The sequence below is a fragment of the Zavarzinella formosa DSM 19928 genome (assembly GCF_000255705.1).
GTDB classification, from domain to species: domain Bacteria; phylum Planctomycetota; class Planctomycetia; order Gemmatales; family Gemmataceae; genus Zavarzinella; species Zavarzinella formosa.
The window spans coordinates 1,033,227-1,048,704 of record NZ_JH636441.1 but is presented as its reverse complement, the minus strand read 5'-3'; the positions used below and the strand labels follow the sequence as shown (position 1 = coordinate 1,048,704).

Annotated in this window: 10 protein-coding genes; 5 read left to right on the top strand and 5 right to left on the bottom strand. The window is 57.0% G+C overall.

Going from position 1 to position 15,478, the window contains the following annotated elements:
* Positions 1 to 430: 430 nt before the first annotated feature.
* Both BGIM_RS67840 and BGIM_RS0121030 read right to left on the bottom strand, forming a co-directional pair.
* Positions 431 to 4,507 (bottom strand): DUF1559 family PulG-like putative transporter, encoded by a 4,077-nt coding sequence (locus BGIM_RS67840; RefSeq protein ID WP_052639913.1) that lies wholly within the window; start codon positions 4,505 to 4,507, stop codon positions 431 to 433.
* Positions 4,508 to 4,704: 197 nt separating this feature from the next.
* The gene (locus tag BGIM_RS0121030; RefSeq protein ID WP_020471708.1) at positions 4,705 to 5,019 is read right to left on the bottom strand and encodes an ArsR/SmtB family transcription factor; all 315 of its coding nucleotides are present in this window, start codon (positions 5,017 to 5,019) and stop codon (positions 4,705 to 4,707) included.
* A 591-nt stretch (positions 5,020 to 5,610) separates the two neighbouring features.
* On the opposite strand from BGIM_RS0121030, the gene BGIM_RS0121020 reads away from it, so the two are divergent.
* The 4 genes from BGIM_RS0121020 to BGIM_RS0121005 all read left to right on the top strand — a co-directional run bounded on the left by BGIM_RS0121020 (position 5,611) and on the right by BGIM_RS0121005 (position 9,012).
* Complete coding sequence (locus BGIM_RS0121020; RefSeq protein WP_020471707.1) at positions 5,611 to 6,063, top strand: hypothetical protein; 453 nt, start codon at positions 5,611 to 5,613, stop codon at positions 6,061 to 6,063.
* Between the two features lie 75 nt (positions 6,064 to 6,138).
* Positions 6,139 to 6,441, top strand: a complete 303-nt coding sequence (locus BGIM_RS0121015; RefSeq protein WP_020471706.1) for a hypothetical protein — start codon at positions 6,139 to 6,141, stop codon at positions 6,439 to 6,441.
* Between the two features lie 217 nt (positions 6,442 to 6,658).
* Complete coding sequence (locus BGIM_RS0121010; RefSeq protein ID WP_020471705.1) at positions 6,659 to 7,492, top strand: hypothetical protein; 834 nt, start codon at positions 6,659 to 6,661, stop codon at positions 7,490 to 7,492.
* Positions 7,493 to 7,623: 131 nt separating this feature from the next.
* A complete protein-coding gene (locus tag BGIM_RS0121005; protein ID WP_020471704.1) occupies positions 7,624 to 9,012 on the top strand; it encodes an FHA domain-containing protein in 1,389 nt (462 codons plus the stop codon).
* 6 nt (positions 9,013 to 9,018) lie between these two features.
* Here the strand turns inward: BGIM_RS0121005 and BGIM_RS0121000 are convergent, their stop codons facing one another.
* From BGIM_RS0121000 to BGIM_RS0120990, 3 genes are all read right to left on the bottom strand, one after another.
* Positions 9,019 to 11,286 (bottom strand): ThuA domain-containing protein, encoded by a 2,268-nt coding sequence (locus BGIM_RS0121000; protein ID WP_020471703.1) that lies wholly within the window; start codon positions 11,284 to 11,286, stop codon positions 9,019 to 9,021.
* Between the two features lie 64 nt (positions 11,287 to 11,350).
* Positions 11,351 to 12,877 (bottom strand): L-piperidine-6-carboxylate dehydrogenase, encoded by a 1,527-nt coding sequence (amaB, locus tag BGIM_RS0120995; protein ID WP_020471702.1) that lies wholly within the window; start codon positions 12,875 to 12,877, stop codon positions 11,351 to 11,353.
* Positions 12,858 to 14,003 carry a saccharopine dehydrogenase family protein gene (locus BGIM_RS0120990; protein WP_020471701.1) on the bottom strand — a complete coding sequence of 382 codons (1,146 nt, stop codon included), beginning with the start codon at positions 14,001 to 14,003 and terminating at the stop codon, positions 12,858 to 12,860. The genes amaB and BGIM_RS0120990 overlap by 20 nt, the downstream gene beginning before the upstream one ends.
* 123 nt (positions 14,004 to 14,126) lie before the next feature.
* Between BGIM_RS0120990 and BGIM_RS0120985 the strand changes: the two genes are divergently transcribed.
* Positions 14,127 to 15,458: a hypothetical protein gene (locus BGIM_RS0120985; RefSeq protein ID WP_020471700.1), complete on the top strand. Its 1,332-nt coding sequence runs from the start codon at positions 14,127 to 14,129 to the stop codon at positions 15,456 to 15,458.
* Positions 15,459 to 15,478: the final 20 nt, after the last annotated feature.

The following is a 15,478-nucleotide window of genomic DNA, read 5'->3' as shown; positions in this document are numbered from 1 at the left end:
CCATTTTCAAAGGGTCAAAATCGCTGCGCATTTGCCCAAAATCATCAGGCGACCCCTCTGTTTTACCGAGGGTTTTGAAAAATAGTGTTCAGTTGGCCCGCTGTTTTTGACCACTTTTGGGGTGGGCAACTGTCCAAAAATGGTCGCCGAAGGGGTGTTTTGTGGTGGTTTCAGGTCACTTTTGGGGTGGATTTTGACCGTTTTGAAAATCGTAAAGACCGAGGGCCTGTAACGCTTTCACGGTTTTCGTCCGTTGAAAAATGCGGGCACACGACGGGGCCGAATCAGGCATGTTGTCCGATCAGAATTGCAAACAGAGTTTCCAGAACTTCATGGATCAGCGTTTCAAAACTCAACAAAAAAAGAAAACCGCGAACATCCTGGAAGGAACGTCGCGGTTTTCTTTATTCATCAACCCGGCGAATCATTTCTACGGTTTCGGCATCGGCATCGGCGTGCCGGGAGGCGGCGTGCCTTTGCCGGGGGGCGGCGTGCCACCGCCCGGAGGAACGCCGGGGCCGCCGTTGTTGTTATTGTCCTTTTCTTTCGGCAGCAATCCGAAGTGGAAACCGTTGAAGAAATCTTGCGGGTCAAGTGTGGGATCATTGATCCGCACGGACAGTATCACCACGGACTCACGGTTGTTGTGGATGACCAAGGTGCTGTACGGGATGTCTCCGCGATGAACCTTGAGCCGCACCACCGGTTTGTTATCGTGATCCTTGTCGGTTTCGGCTTTCACGACTGATCCCCGGAACAATTCGCCGAAGGTTCCCTTGCGGGCGGCTTCTTCCAAGTCAGTCTTCACCTTCGCGGGATCGTCCGGGAAGGTGAATTTGAACGGAACCAACGACAGCATCAACGACGCCCCGGCCTCAAGGTCCTTCGGCCAGTTGACGTTCAGATTATTGGCCGTTGAGAATTCGTTGAACGCGCCAGGCATCACCATGTGGAAGCCATATTTGATGTTCTGGTAGTCGATCCACTTGCGCGCCGTTTTGGCGGGAACCGGGGCCGGTCCTTCGTAAACCACCGACTTAAAGTAGTTTTCCATGTCGACGGGTTTCGGTGGTTGGTCGCCCCAGACAGACATTACCAAACGCGCGCCATTGACAAACCACATCCGGAAAACGTACTGGAACTTTGAGTCGCCCCCTTGCGGAGTCGCCTTGAATTCCCATCCCTTGGCATTGGCCAGCGGAACGGTCGGAGCGGGATCGCCAATCAATTTCAAGGCGTTTTTGTCAATAAAACGGTTAATCTCATCCCGGAGGAGTTCGTCCGTCACCTGGGCGGCTGTGTATGACTTGTAGAGGGCATACACCGAAAAGTTCATACCACTGCCGGCAGCCTTGCATGTGAAGATCTTTTCGTCAGGCCGGTCCGTCAGCGACTCGATTTTGCCCGGAGGCATGCCGATCCCGAAGATGGAACCATAAACCCGCACCGGCACGGGCTGCCAGTCTTTCGGCATCGGACTGGCCACGGGAGGCGGTCCCTTGGCAACCGGCACATTCTTCAATTTGCGGTCTTTCAAATCGACCTTGGAGGCCATCTCATCCATGCCATCGAGCTTTTCGCCCCCCTTGTAAGTCACCATCGCCTTGAACAATTCGTCATTGATCTTTGGCGTAATGAAGCGGACGGATCCGTCCGTCATCAACACATAGCTGCCGAACTCGCCATCACCGTGGCGGACATTGAAGGGATCAAAACTCTTCTTTTCGGAAACGCCGGCCACGGTCGCCCCGCCGCCGCGGATCCACGGACGGGCGATATTCGGAGCCACTTGGGCCATCAGGATCGTGTTGGAAAGACCGTCCCCTTTCTGGATGTCGGCCAGCAGGGTTTCCCGTTCATAGCCAAACACACCCAGTCGTTTGGCGTATTCAGGCGTGTCTGGCAAATCGGCGGCATCCTCGCCGATGCCGGAAAGACCGATGAAGTGCGTCAGCCCCAAGTCGCTGCTCGGCACGGAGCCCAACTTGCCCCGCCATGTGTCCGGAGCCTGCGAGGCATCCAAAAACTCGGGAATCCATGCTCGCGCCGCCGGAAGATTGACCTGACTGTTCCACCCCTGATCCTTGTCGATGGAACGGTAAAGAGTGTCGTAACCCATTGACGGAAGCAACTCGGTCATCCAGCTCACCCGTTGTTCGGGGGCGAACGGAAGCCCCATCCGCCCGGCCGTCGACCGGCGGTTGTAGGCCGCCCGAGGAGTCTTGCCGAGGGTTTGAATCCGGGAATATCCGGCGGGGAGTTTCTGCCAGGGATGACGCCCCCCCATCAGGAGGGTCTGACCCGCGACACTGTCAAAATAATTGCGAAGTTCGCCCGCGATCGTGTTCGGGTATTCCTTTTTCCAATCAAGGTCGATGGTCACCATCAGCGTGCGATCCTGACGGGAAAGCGTCACGGTCGATTTGTTTTCCTCGGGCTGGCCTGTTCCCGGCCCGCCGGGATATCCGGGTCCACCGGGCATCCCCGGTCCGCCAGGCATTCCGGGACCGCCGGGCATCATCCCCGGTCCACCAGGCATCCCCGGACCGCCGGGAAATCCAGGGCCACCCGGCCCCATTCCGGGACCGCCGGGAAATCCAGGACCGCCCGGCCCCATGGGCCGTCCCTGCAAGGGATTAATTGGCAGAGGAAGCAACTTCTCTTCGTTGTTCTTGGCGCTCGAACCAGGTTTACCGGGGAAACCCGGACGGGGACCTCCGGGACTGCCCGGCCCCATTCCCGGTGGCATCGGAATGCCACCGGGGGGGACGCCAATTCCACCCGGAGGCATTCCAGGACCGCCGGGGCCGCCATTGAATCCACCGTTATTGCCATTTTCACCGTCCACATTCCGGACAGGGAAGCCGACTTCCTTGACAATCTCGGCCACGATCATCGGCATGAAGATTCTCAGAAGACTCTGAACTTCCTTTGCTTGTTCTTCCTGATCCAGATCAGTGGCGATCTGAAGATTGAACTTCGAGGACGTGAATTCGTTCAACACCACGCCGACAATCACAGAATTGGGAATGGCTTCGTCCCCCTTGACGCCGGGAGGCAGGGTCGGCTTGAATTTGCCGCCAAACAGATTCACGCCGCCCAACAGAGCTTTCACGAGTTCCTGTGTCTTCATTCGGACGGCGAAGTTCACAACCGGTTTCTTGTCAGCCTCCATCTGGTTCAGCATGTACTTCAGGGCCGGTTCAATCGTCCGGTAATTCGGCACGACGGCAAACACCTTCGGCGCGGCGGGCGGGTTCATGCCCGGTCCCCCCGGCATCCCCGGCCCGCCGGGAGGCATGGGCATCATGGCGCCAGGAGGCGTGCCCGCCATCCCCATCGGACTTCCGGCAGGCATGCCCGCCATCCCCGCGACGGGAGGCATCATTGGAGTGCCCGGCGTCCCAACCATGCCTGCCATCCCCATCGGACCTCCGGGCGAACCCATCATGCCGCCCGGAGCCGGCGTGGCGGGTGTCTTGGCTTGCGGAGCAGGCGTGTTCGCCAGTACGGATATGAACCGGGGTTGTCCGTCGGCTTGAAGGAAGTTTTCCATCACGACCTGATCGGCGACGATGATCGTCTTGGTGTCAACGATGCAGGCGGTCAGCACCCGGGGTTCGTTGGGCAAATCAACCTTGAACTTCAGTTCCGAGAGTTTGTTCGACACGTAGTTGCCGAACGCCGAGAACAACGGGTTGTCCTTCACGATGTAGTAATCCCGCTGCTTGATCGTCTTGGTCGGCTCTTTCACTTCCAAGGCATCCTTGACGGTGTCAATCGAGAATTCGCTCCGCGTGCGGATGATTGTGAAGGACCATTTGCCATCATCCCCGCCAGCGGCGATGACCCGGTCAATCGACTCGACCGGAAACCCGATGTTATCCTTCACCAATGCCGAGGTGGGTTTCGTCGGATCAAACAAAATGGTTCCGGCGGCAGTGCCAAGGACTTCCTGGACGTTGACGCTGGCCACCCATTGAGATTCGTTGGGAAGCAAGTTGGAGATTTCACGGTTGATTCCCGGCCGGAACGCATTGGCGACAGGCGCGGTGCTTACCGGATCTTTCTGGGGCGTCGTGTCCGTTCCGGAGCTTTTATTGGCGGGTTGTGGGGTGGTATTTTGCGGTTTCGGCGTGTCGTCATCAAAAATGCCGCCAACCAGCGCGACCACCAACAGCAGAATGGCCAGGCCACCGAGGCCGAGACCTATCATTAATGTGGTGTTTTTCTTCTTTGCCGGGCCGGCGTCATCATCCTCTTCAATGTTGGCCTTGGCCCCCTTCTTGGGCTTGCCTTCCTTTTTCCCGGCCTTGCCCTTGGGTGATTCCTCGGCCGGGGTGTCTTCCGCATCCTCCTCGGGTTCAGCGTCGGCCGGCGCCTCGACCACAAAGCGGTATTTACACTTCGGACAATCGATTTTCTTGCCCACCAACGACGGATTCTTAATCGTCACGTTGGTTTCGCAACTGGGACATTGAACTTTGAAACTGGTGATGGCGGCCATCGCGGACTCCGCGGGGACAGACGAGAAGCGGTTCAGACAGGTACGCACCGATGGCGTTTATGATACTGTCCCGCACGACTTGATTGCAAAGGGAATTGAACGAGTTACGTCGATTTTCATGGAGAGAGTTCGGCCCGGAACGAACACAAGGACGCCGGGGGCGTCCTTGTTCGCGGAAAAACCGGCTGATTCGACGTTTACTTTCGGGGAATCGAAAGATTGCACCAGCCGAGATTTAGCTGACTGTTGGTCGTGGCATCGGCCGTGTTAAAATATTCCGGGGCAAGGGAATACAACACATATCGCCCCTTTTTCTCATGCTGCACCAGCCGGGCGGATTTGAGCACGCCCAAATGGTGCGAGACATTGACGATTTCAATCTTCAGGAGTTTCGCCAGTTCGGACACGTTTTTCGCCCCGTCCCACAGGCATTCGATAATGCGGATACGGTTCTTCTCCCCGATCGCCTGGAGGAGGTCCGCGCACTTTTGCGCTTCATTCGGTTCGGTCATCGTCAAGGGTTACCTCTGTCAAGAAGGGACGTGTGTTCCGTTCCGTTAGTGCGGTGAAAGGCGTCCCGACTGCTGTTCCAAAGATCTAGACACGTTTGTGGACGGCACTCACGGAAACACATTTTTATGATTAAACCCGTGACAGGGCAAGGAAGACAATAACCTAATGGGGCAATTCCGGGACATTATCGCCAATTCATGGGAGAACGGGGACTTTTTCATTCCCGGACCGCAAAAGCACTGACATGTCACCACGTCATGGCGGGTTTTCAGGAAACCGTGAGGCCTTAAACATAGACAACTATCGCACTGTGAATGTTCACCACATCTTTGCCTACCTTCCCTCTGCAAAACTCCTCATTAGAGCCATCATTATGTCTAATAATGTATATTGTTGATCGTTTAATGTTGATTTTAGATCTAAAAAATGTCGGTTAAAGCACATATTTTGATATTTTTTTGGAAAATCAGATCGTTTTTCGTTGACAACAATACTGAACACATGTACATTATTATTATCCAAACCAACTGAGGAGTTTTGAAAGCAGGACTTTCAAACAACTCAATCGATGAGAGCAGGAGGGTTCAGTCATGGAAAGTTGGAAAACCGTTTGGCGGGAAGGATTTGTGCCGGGTCTGTCCTCGGAGGGCCTCGAAGCCCTGCGGGATGCCCTGAGCCAAGACGACCCGCGGGTGACCCAAGGATCGACGACGACTCCCCCTCCCCTCATGTGTGTGCAGGAATGGCCTGTTGAGGCGGCCTGTGCCGTCGGTTTCTGTGGCTGGCAGGGCGAAAAGCTGGAGACGGTCGGACAAGTGGAAGAATATTTTGCCCGCCTTTGTTACGACGCCGACCGCCGACTCGGTGAACAAGCCGCCTGCCGTTACTTTCTCAATTGGTTTGACGATGCGAGCCGCGAGGACATGCGGCGGGAACTATGTGCCGAGGTCGAACGGGCCTTGGAAGAACGATTTGACGATGTGATGCCGGCGATTCCCCAAGGCGTGGAAGACCCCTTCGCCGGGGTGGCCCTGGTGGCGTGAACGTCTTGAACCGAATGACAAACCCTTAATTAAAAAGCACTTACCTCACAAGAACAAAAATTCGGAGAACCAAACATGATCTGCCGTCATTGCAACCAAGCCAAAGTGAATCGTCCTCGCGGTCTTTGCTGGAGCTGCTACTACCGGCCGGGCGTGCGGGATCAGTATCCCTCAACCAGCAAGTATGCCCGCCGGGGCGTTGGCAACTTCTGCGGAACCCCGCCGGTCCCGACCGCTGCCACGTCGGCCCGCCCCGGTTCGGCCGAGAAGATCGCCATCCTCGCCGAACGGGCTCGCAACAAGCAATCCCTCTGGCACCCGGACGATGTGACCATGAACCCGCCGGTGACGGCCGAATTGCTGGCACAAGCTTGCTGAAAAACAGTTGAGGAAAGGCATCCGTCACCAAGGCACAAAATTTCACAGGGCTTTGGTGACGGACGCCTTTCCTCTTTGCTTTCCAATATCTAAAAACTTCCCGTCAAAATCTCCCATCTCTTCAAATATTCCCCCCCAATCCGCGAAATTCTTCTTGTTCCCGCAGACCGTACCTTACCGGCTGCGAACGAGTCACCCCTGCCGGGAGAAGGCAACGATGTTCAAGAAATTGATGTTTGTCAGTGCGGCCGGGTTGCTCACCGCCGCCGTCCTCACCCAGACCAAACTGGGCAGCTATTGCTGGACGCTTGCGGACCGAGCCGACCAAGCCATTGAATCGAAAATCTCGCCGGATGAAGAAATTCGCCGGATCAAGTATGAAGTGAGCAAGCTCTACAAGGATATCGACAAGGCCAAGGGATCGCTGGCCGAGGAAAATGTCGAAGCCAAGCTCCTGCGACAAGAAGTGGAAGAACGCAAATCCGAATTGACGAAGGCCCGCCAAGCCCTTGAAGCCCGTCACAAGATGATGACGGATGTTTCTGACGGCAAAGCCGTGAAATGGGACGGACGGGATGTTCCGTTCGGCAAGGCCAAAGAATTGCTCCAGTTCCAAGTCCGGCAGTTCAAGAGCCAGGAACAAGAATTCAAGGCCAAGGAAACGATGCTGACCGTCCGGGAACGCACCCGCGTCTTGGCCGAGCAACACCTTCAGGAACTGGTGACCCAGAAAGCCAACTTGGATGCCGCCATCGTGGAATTGGAAGCGGACATCAAGCAGGCCAAAATTGAGCAGACCCAGAGCAAGTATCAGAACGATGGATCGCGGATGGCCGATGTGAAGGAATCGCTTGCCAAACTGAAGAAGCGGATTGAAATCCAACGGGAAAAGCTCTCCCTGAGCAAGAAGCTCGACCCGACCTCGGCCGAGAACAAGACCGTTGATGAAATCATGGCCGAACTGGATTCCGGCAAGGATGTCAAGAAGGTCGAATCGGATCACGGCAAGGACACCAAGAAGGTCATTGAAATCGAAGTTAGCCGGGATTAACCTCCAACTGGCGGCGAACCAAAATCAGTGCGGATGCCACCGTCTTGGACGGCCGGCGGATCGACCCAACGAGTCAATCCGTCCGGCCGTCTTGTGTTTCGCGCCTGATGCGATTCAATAAAGAGGGTCACATGGTGCAGGATCGTGGGGTTTCCATGCGTGAACCGGCGTGGATGACGAAATATCAAGCCCGCGAAGCCCTGAAAAATGGCCGACCGGAGGACGCGCATCGTTTGCTCGACTCGCTGGTCGCCTCCGGGGACCGCAAGGTGTGGGCGCTTCGGGGCGACGTGGTTCGCGGCTACGTTGAACGGGCCGAACGATCCCTGCGAAATGACGACATCGAAGCCGCCTGGAAAGACCTCGGGCTGGCCGCCTCTCTTTCCTCGGCAACCGATCCCGGTGTCAGCCGGTTGCGTGAAACACTTCTGAGTCATTCCATCGCCGAACTCCGGGCCATGCTGGAGGCCGGCAAACCCCTTCAAGCCTTGGAAGCCATCGCCCGTTTCCGGGAACGCGCGGCCAGCAGCCCCGCCATCCCCTCCTTGGAAGAAGCCGCCATCTCCTGGCAGGCCGCCATCGACCATTCAGACAAGGGGGAGTTTCCCCAAGCCCGGCCGATGCTCGACCGCGTCCGTCCCCGGCTGGGCAGCCGAACCTTGGGCTTGGACCGTTACGAGGAATCACTGAATCAACGTGAAGACCGCTTCCGGGTGATGTGGTCACAGCTTCAGGAAAGCATCGCCGCCGGGGACTGGCGGGAAATCCTGCGCAACGCGGACGAAGTCTTGCAGGTTGCCCCGCGTCACCGCGAAGCCCAACAGGCCCGTAATCGGGCGTGGCAGATGGTGCAGCCGGACATGGTGAAGCCGACGCCGAAATTATCCGAAACGGTCACCCTGCGAAAGCAATCACTGCCCCCGCAATTGCCGGGGTTGCCGAAACGATTCTTCCTGTGGATAGACGGCGTCGGGGCCTATCTCGTGTGCATGGGAAATCGCGTCTCCATCGGGCAAGCCACCGGAGACGCCCCCGTTGATGTGCCGATCTTCGCGGATGTTTCTCGCATTCACGCCATGCTCACCCGTGATGCGGAATGCTACATGATCGAGGCCAGCAAGGCCGTGACGCTGAACGGTCTCTCGGCCGAGAAGGCGATTCTGCAAGAAGGAGACAAGATTTCCCTTGGCGGCTCGTGTCATCTCTGCTTCGACCAACCCGTGCCCGGCGGTCTGTCCGGTCGCTTGATGCTCACCGGAGCCAGACGATTGCCGATGGCGGTGGACGGTGTGTTGCTGATGGCCGACATGTTGGTGTTGGGGCCGGGAGACAAATCTCACGTCAAAATCCCCGAACTGGAACGCCCTCTCTACATTGTGCGACAAAAGGATCAACTGCTCGTCAAATGGGATGGCGAACTCCGCATTGAAGGGGAAAAATTCCAAAGTCAGGCAGTGTTGCCGCAGGCTGGGACAGTGATCGCCGATCCAATCACGTTTGCGATCGAACCGGTCAGATAGAAACGGTCACTTCTCCAGTTCGGCGACCACCATTCCGTGAACCATCAACTTTGGCACGGTCACCGTCACGCCCGTTTCCATGCGGGTCGTCGGCAGTTCCTTCCCATCCGGCTGCCAAGTCACTTTTCCAATCTTGTCGGTGGTTCGGAAAGTGATTTCAATGTCATGGATCGGCAACGTCTCTTCCCGCAACGGCACATCGTCCGTCGGCAGTGCGTGGCCGCCGGTGGTGTTGACATCGTTGAACAAATGCACAATCAGTCGTTGCCCTTCTTTGGTTTGCCGCATGACGGTGGCATGAACGCACATCGGAGCGTTCACTGTCACCGGGGCAAGTCTCGGGCTGACATGTTCGACGGCATTCTTCAACAATCCTCGCTGATACGGATAGGGGTACAGGTAATACGCCGCGTCAAATCCGCCGGGAAGGTAGATGACTTTGCCGAGGCCGTGTTGATATTCGATGACAGCGGGGAATGAATGCCCCTCCCCTGTTTTGGACTTGAAGACACCGGAAACCTTCGCACCGGGCAATGGTTTCACACTCACCGCCGGGCCTTTGAATGTCACGGCATCCCCGGCGATCAGTGTTTTCACTTTGCCTTTGTTCAGTGGCGAATCAGCATCCAGCCGAAACTCGAAGACGTTCTTCCGCTTCTCCCAATAATCAGGCCCAATGGCCTTCTCGAAATTCACGTCCACTTCCTTCGAGGCCGGGCCGGTCGTCGGCACGCTGGCGTAATTCGCCCCCATTACTTCCGCGAGGGAGAAATTTTTCCGGGGCGTGCCAAACTCGTCGAACAACGAGGTGTCCTGCGTGGCGACTAACCCGCCACCATGAGCCACAAACTCCCTGATCGCTTTTGTCTGTTGTTCATCAAGGCAGGCCGCGTTCGGCAGCAACAACACAGCATACTTCGCCAAGTCCGCCGAATTCAGGTTCCAATCATTGATGACGGCCACCGGCAAATGTTCCTCCGTCGCCATGCGGAACATCCCAAACACGTTGGCCATGTAACGCTCTTCGACTTTCCCGGCCGAGCGTCCGTAAAAGTTCCGCGTGTTGTCGCTCATCACCAAGGCGGCCCACGGTTCGGGCTTTTTGTGCGTGAGCCAAGGTTTACGGCGTTGTAACTCATCCATCGAATCGTAAACACCCTGTTGCAACCGAGGTAATTGCCCCACCGCGATGCTTGGACAGGCCCCGTGCGTGGCGGCCAGTAACATCCGCCGCTGAATCTCGGAAACGGGGAAACTGTCGTTGCCATACGGATTGCCATGCGTCATCAGATAAGGTTCGCTGAAGGCCACACGATGGTTGGTGGTGGCCCAAGCATAGGCATTGGCAAAGGCGGGAACGATGCTGTTGCCCCGGTTGGTTTCGTCCAGCCAGAACTCCTGATCCGGGGCGTCGAGCAATAGATTCATCCGGCTCGGCATATTACGCGGGATGCTGAGAAAGTGCCCAAACCGCCCGGCGTTGGTCGTCCAAGTGACGAGGGCGACATCCGGGTTGATCTTCTTCAGGCGTTCTTGCGCCCGGCGAACGACATCCTCCATCCGCCGGTCGGCCCAATGCTGATAGCGCCGAAACTCCAGATCGTTCATGTCCGCGTTTGGGATCTCCTTGCCGGTGTCCCGGCGAAAGTTTGCCCGGCAATGTTCGCAATAACACGACCCGCCATAGTGCAAACCGTCGAAACTATACGCAGCCACATCCGGAAATTTGGTTTGAATCTCCACAAGAACATCAATGAAGAAATCTCCGTATGGTCCGAGCAAACACATCATTCCCCCGTGCGGAAATTTCTGAAGGTCGATCTCGGGAATCTTGGTTGTGTTGGTCGGAATCCGGCGCCAGTCCCGATGGTCGGCATACGCCTCCCCTTGCAGGGACGGCGGGTACACGGCGAGGATCTTCACCCCAAGTTTCTTGTATTCGGCCACGTCCTTGTCGATGCGATCCAATGGCACATGCGGGCTTCGCCGCTTGAGTAATTTGCTGTCGTAATACGGATAAAACGGATCAACGAAATTTATTTCGCTGATCGTTACCCCATGCTTGACCGCCCTCTCCCGCTGGGTGCCTGTCATGGCCGACAACGTGTAACCGCATCCGATGGTGTTTTCCACCCAACCCGGAATCCGCACGGCATGAAACGGTTTGGCGTCAAACGGCTGGAGCATGATCTCGCCAGCCCAAGGGGACACAGGCGGGGATTGGGCAAGCAACGGCGAGGCAAATAGGAGTGTGAGGGAGATGGAGAGTTTCAAGAGGCGGCTCCCACGATGTTTTGATTACGGTCATTTGACCGCGAGCCGCCAGCCCCGTCAATCTTCAAATGTCGAACTTGATCCCTTGCGCCAACGGCAACTCCTTGGAATAGTTGATGGTGTTAGTCACACGACGCATGTAGGCTTTCCACGAATCAGAACCTGATTCACGTCCACCGCCGGTCTCTTTTTCCCCGCCGAAGGCTCCGCCAATTTCGGCTCCGCTGGTGCCGATGTTCACATTGGCGATGCCACAATCCGAGCCGGCCGGGGAAAGGAACATCTCTGCTTCCCGCAGATCATTCGTCAAGATCGAAGATGACAGCCCTTGGGGCACATTGTTCTGCATCGCAATCGCTTCTGACAGTTCGCGGTAACGCATCACGTAAAGAATCGGAGCGAACGTTTCTTCGCGGATGATCGGAGCCGCCGCATCGATCTCCACGATCGCCGGATGAACATAGAACCCCTCTCCGGGAATTCGCCCGCCACCGGTGACTTGGCCTCCGGCCTGTCGGGCAGACTCAAGGGCTTCTTGCATCGACTCGAATGCCGCCTCGTCGATGAGCGGGCCGACAAGCACTCCCTTTTCCAGCGGATTGCCGATGGGAAGTTTCGAGTACACGCCCTTGAGACGAGCAATCAGATTGTCCGCAATTGATTCGTGAACGATCAAGCGTCGCAGGCTTGTGCAGCGCTGTCCGCAGGTGCCAACAGCCGCAAAGGTGATGGATCGCACCGCGAGTTCGAGGTCGGCCGTCGGGGCGACGATCATCGCGTTGTTGCCGCCAAGCTCAAGCAGGGATCGTCCGAGCCGGGCCGCGACCTTTTGCCCGACCGCACGGCCCATCGCCACCGACCCGGTCGCGGAGATCAACGGCAATTCATTAGCTCCCGCGATGGCTTCGCCCACCTCACGGTCACCGATGATGAAACTTACCACTCCTTGGGGAATCTCCGGAAATTCCCGTAACACATCGACCACAATCGCATGCGTTGCCAAAGCGCACAGAGGCGTCTTGGGCGATGGTTTCCAGACAATCGGATCGCCGCACACAAGGCCGAGCATTGCATTCCAAGCCCAGACAGCAACGGGAAAATTAAACGCCGTAATGACACCGGCCGGCCCAAGCGGATGCCATTGTTCCATTAGCCGATGCCCCGGCCGCTCGCTGGCGATGGTCAGGCCATGAAGTTGACGACTCAGACCGACAGCGAAGTCGCAGATGTCGATCATCTCCTGTACTTCACCCAAACTCTCGGCCAAGATTTTGCCCGCCTCCCAACTGACGACTTGGGCAAGTTCCGTTTTTCGCTCGCGGAGTTTGATGCCGATTCGCCGCACAAACTCGCCTCTCACCGGCGCCGGAACCATTCGCCAATCATGGAAAGCGTTGGTCGCGGCATCGAGAATCGGCTTGAGATCGTTGGCGGTCGCCAGCGGGAACGAGGCGAGCATCGAACCATCGACGGGTGATCGCACATGGAGCGTTTCACCCGTGCCGGGAATCCAGTTGTTGCCAATGGCAATAGCCGTGCGATTGGCCGGCACGCCCAACGCGGCCAGAACATCATTCAGTGGGGTCGGCATCGTTTGTCTCCGTGGCGGACACATCGCGGCTGAATCGGGTCAACGACGGGGCATCGTAATGTCGGCCGAAGCGGTTCGCCAAAAATTCACGATAATCCACGTCTTCTTGGCGCACAAAGCCGGAGGTCGGCAGTCGCCCGGCCACGTGCAGATCAACAACAGCGCACATGGCGGCGGCCGTCGTCACTTGGATGGCGCTCCAGACTTCGCCATCGATTGTCTGTTGATAGATTTTTTTCGCCTCGGACTTCTGCACGAACCGGCCTTTTCGCCAGCCTGTCACGGTGCAGAACACAATCACGACATCCTGATAAGTGATCGGCACGGCCTGTTCAAGCATATCTTTCAGCAAGTCGCGGCGTTCGCTTAATCGCAGATCGTTCACAAGGAAAGCAGCCAAATCACGATGGCCGGGGTAACGCACGGTTTTATAGTTCAATTCGCGGACCCGGCCGTCGAGGGTTTCGCAAAAAGTGCCGAGACCGCCGGAGGTGTTGAAGGCTTCGTAGCCGACGCCGTCGAGGTCGAAATGTTCGAGACCTTCGAGAGGCAATAATTCGATGCGACGGCCGTTGTGAATCGCCTCGCACGGATTGCAATATTCATTGATGAGGCCGTCGGTGGACCACGTGAGGTTGTACTTCAGGGCATTCGTCGGGAATTGCGGCAGCGCCCCGACGCGCATGTGAACTGTGTCCAGTTTGTCAAACCACTTCGCGGCATGGTTCGTCAATATCGAGACAAAGCCGGGAGCAAGGCCGCATTGCGGCATGAAGATCCGTCCGGGCTTCGCCTTCGTGGCAATTGCCCGCACCCGGCGGGTGGTTTCAACGTCTTCCGTCAGGTCAAAGTAACTCAACCCCAATTCATGCGCCACTTCGGCGACGAGGGGATTCAGTTTGAAACTCATCGCGGAAATCACAATCGAACGCCCCCGCATCACCCCGGCGAGCGAAACGGCATTCGAGGCGTCAACAGTTGTTGTCTCAATGTTCTGATGTTTGGATCGAGAAAGGGCGTTGGCGTCAACATCGGCAAGAAGCACATGGTAGTCGCCGGTGTCCGCGAGGAATCTCGCGATCATCCTCCCAATCTTGCCCGCCCCGAGGAGAACAACGTTCGTCATGGGTAACTCCCCCTTGCGGGAAATGGGTAGAATGGAATGAAGTGATACCACATTATCGCAGAGTGTGGCAACAATGCCAAACCAGCTTCTGCGATCCGGTTTGATTCCGATGGAGGAACCCCCATGACCGCCGACATGAAGTGGACCACCCAACCCGCCGGAGCCAGTTTTGTGCGCGACAAGCTGGATGGGTTCCTCGAAGCGAACAGTTTTATTCGCACATTGCGTGATCGCTTGCTCCACGAAACCGGCACGCGGCTGTTTGATTGGATCGCCCGGTTCACCTTGCCCGCCACGGACGACCTCGTGCGACAACTTCACGAAGCAGGCTACACACCGTCCGACGATAAATCTCACTGGCGGCACGGCGGCGGTCTGTTCCCGAATGTGGAGCTTTCCACCCACGGCGAACAGCGACTGTTTGTGAAGGTCGAATCCGTCGCGGACTTCGTGCTGGCCTGGCGCCTCACGGGAAAGGTCACGATTGAGGGCGTACCTCTGGCGCCAGTGCGACAGGCTATGGTGGCCGCCGAGAATCAAGCCGAATGTTGGGTGATCGAACACCACGGAGGCCCCCCGGCGGAACCTGCGAAGATTTTGCATCATCACGAAGCGTTTCGACTCCGCAAACGCGATTTCGACGACGACCGCGATGGTTTCACCCATTCCCGTGATCTCATCCGGGCTGGCATTACCGACCTTGGCATAGATCGCACCTGTGACTTGTTTTTCCAAGCCGAACGGGAATTTTGGCAATTGCGAAACCGGGCGGCTCGAATTCAAAAAGCGAGGCAAGACAAGCTGGGCATGGGCTGGGCGAATCACGATCACCACACCTATCGCAGCGGGCGCGATAACTTCGCTCCGATGATTGCGATTCTCGAAGAACTCGGTTTTTACTGCCGGGAACGCTTTTATGCCGGCCGCGAGGCCGGTTGGGGAGCGCAAGTGCTGGAGCAACCCAACACGGGCATCGTTATCTTCGCAGACGTGGACCTTTCCCCGGAAGAAGTGACCGGAGATTTCTCCCATGAGCCATTGCCGCACCGCAAAGAACTCGGCACCGTCGGCCTCTGGTGCGCGCTTCACGGGGAGGCGTTCCTCCAAGCCGGAATGCACCATCTCGAATGTCAGTTTGATTTCAACGCGGCCCGCGAACAGTTGAAGCCGCAGGGCGTGGATTCCATGAAGCCGTTCACCGATTTCGCGTATTTACGACAGGCGTTTACCAAAGGTGAAGTCTGGCCGGTGGCGGAGGATCGAATCACCAGACTGTTGAATCAAGGTCGCATTACGAACGAGCAGGCGATGAAATTCCGCACAGACGGGGCGCTCGGTTCGCACTTGGAAATCCTGCAACGCGACGACGGCTACAAAGGCTTCAACCAGACCGGCATCAACGAGATCATCCTGAAAACCGATCCGCGACACGCAGAGACCACCCGCCCGAAATAGGCGACCGGAGCAATCATTCA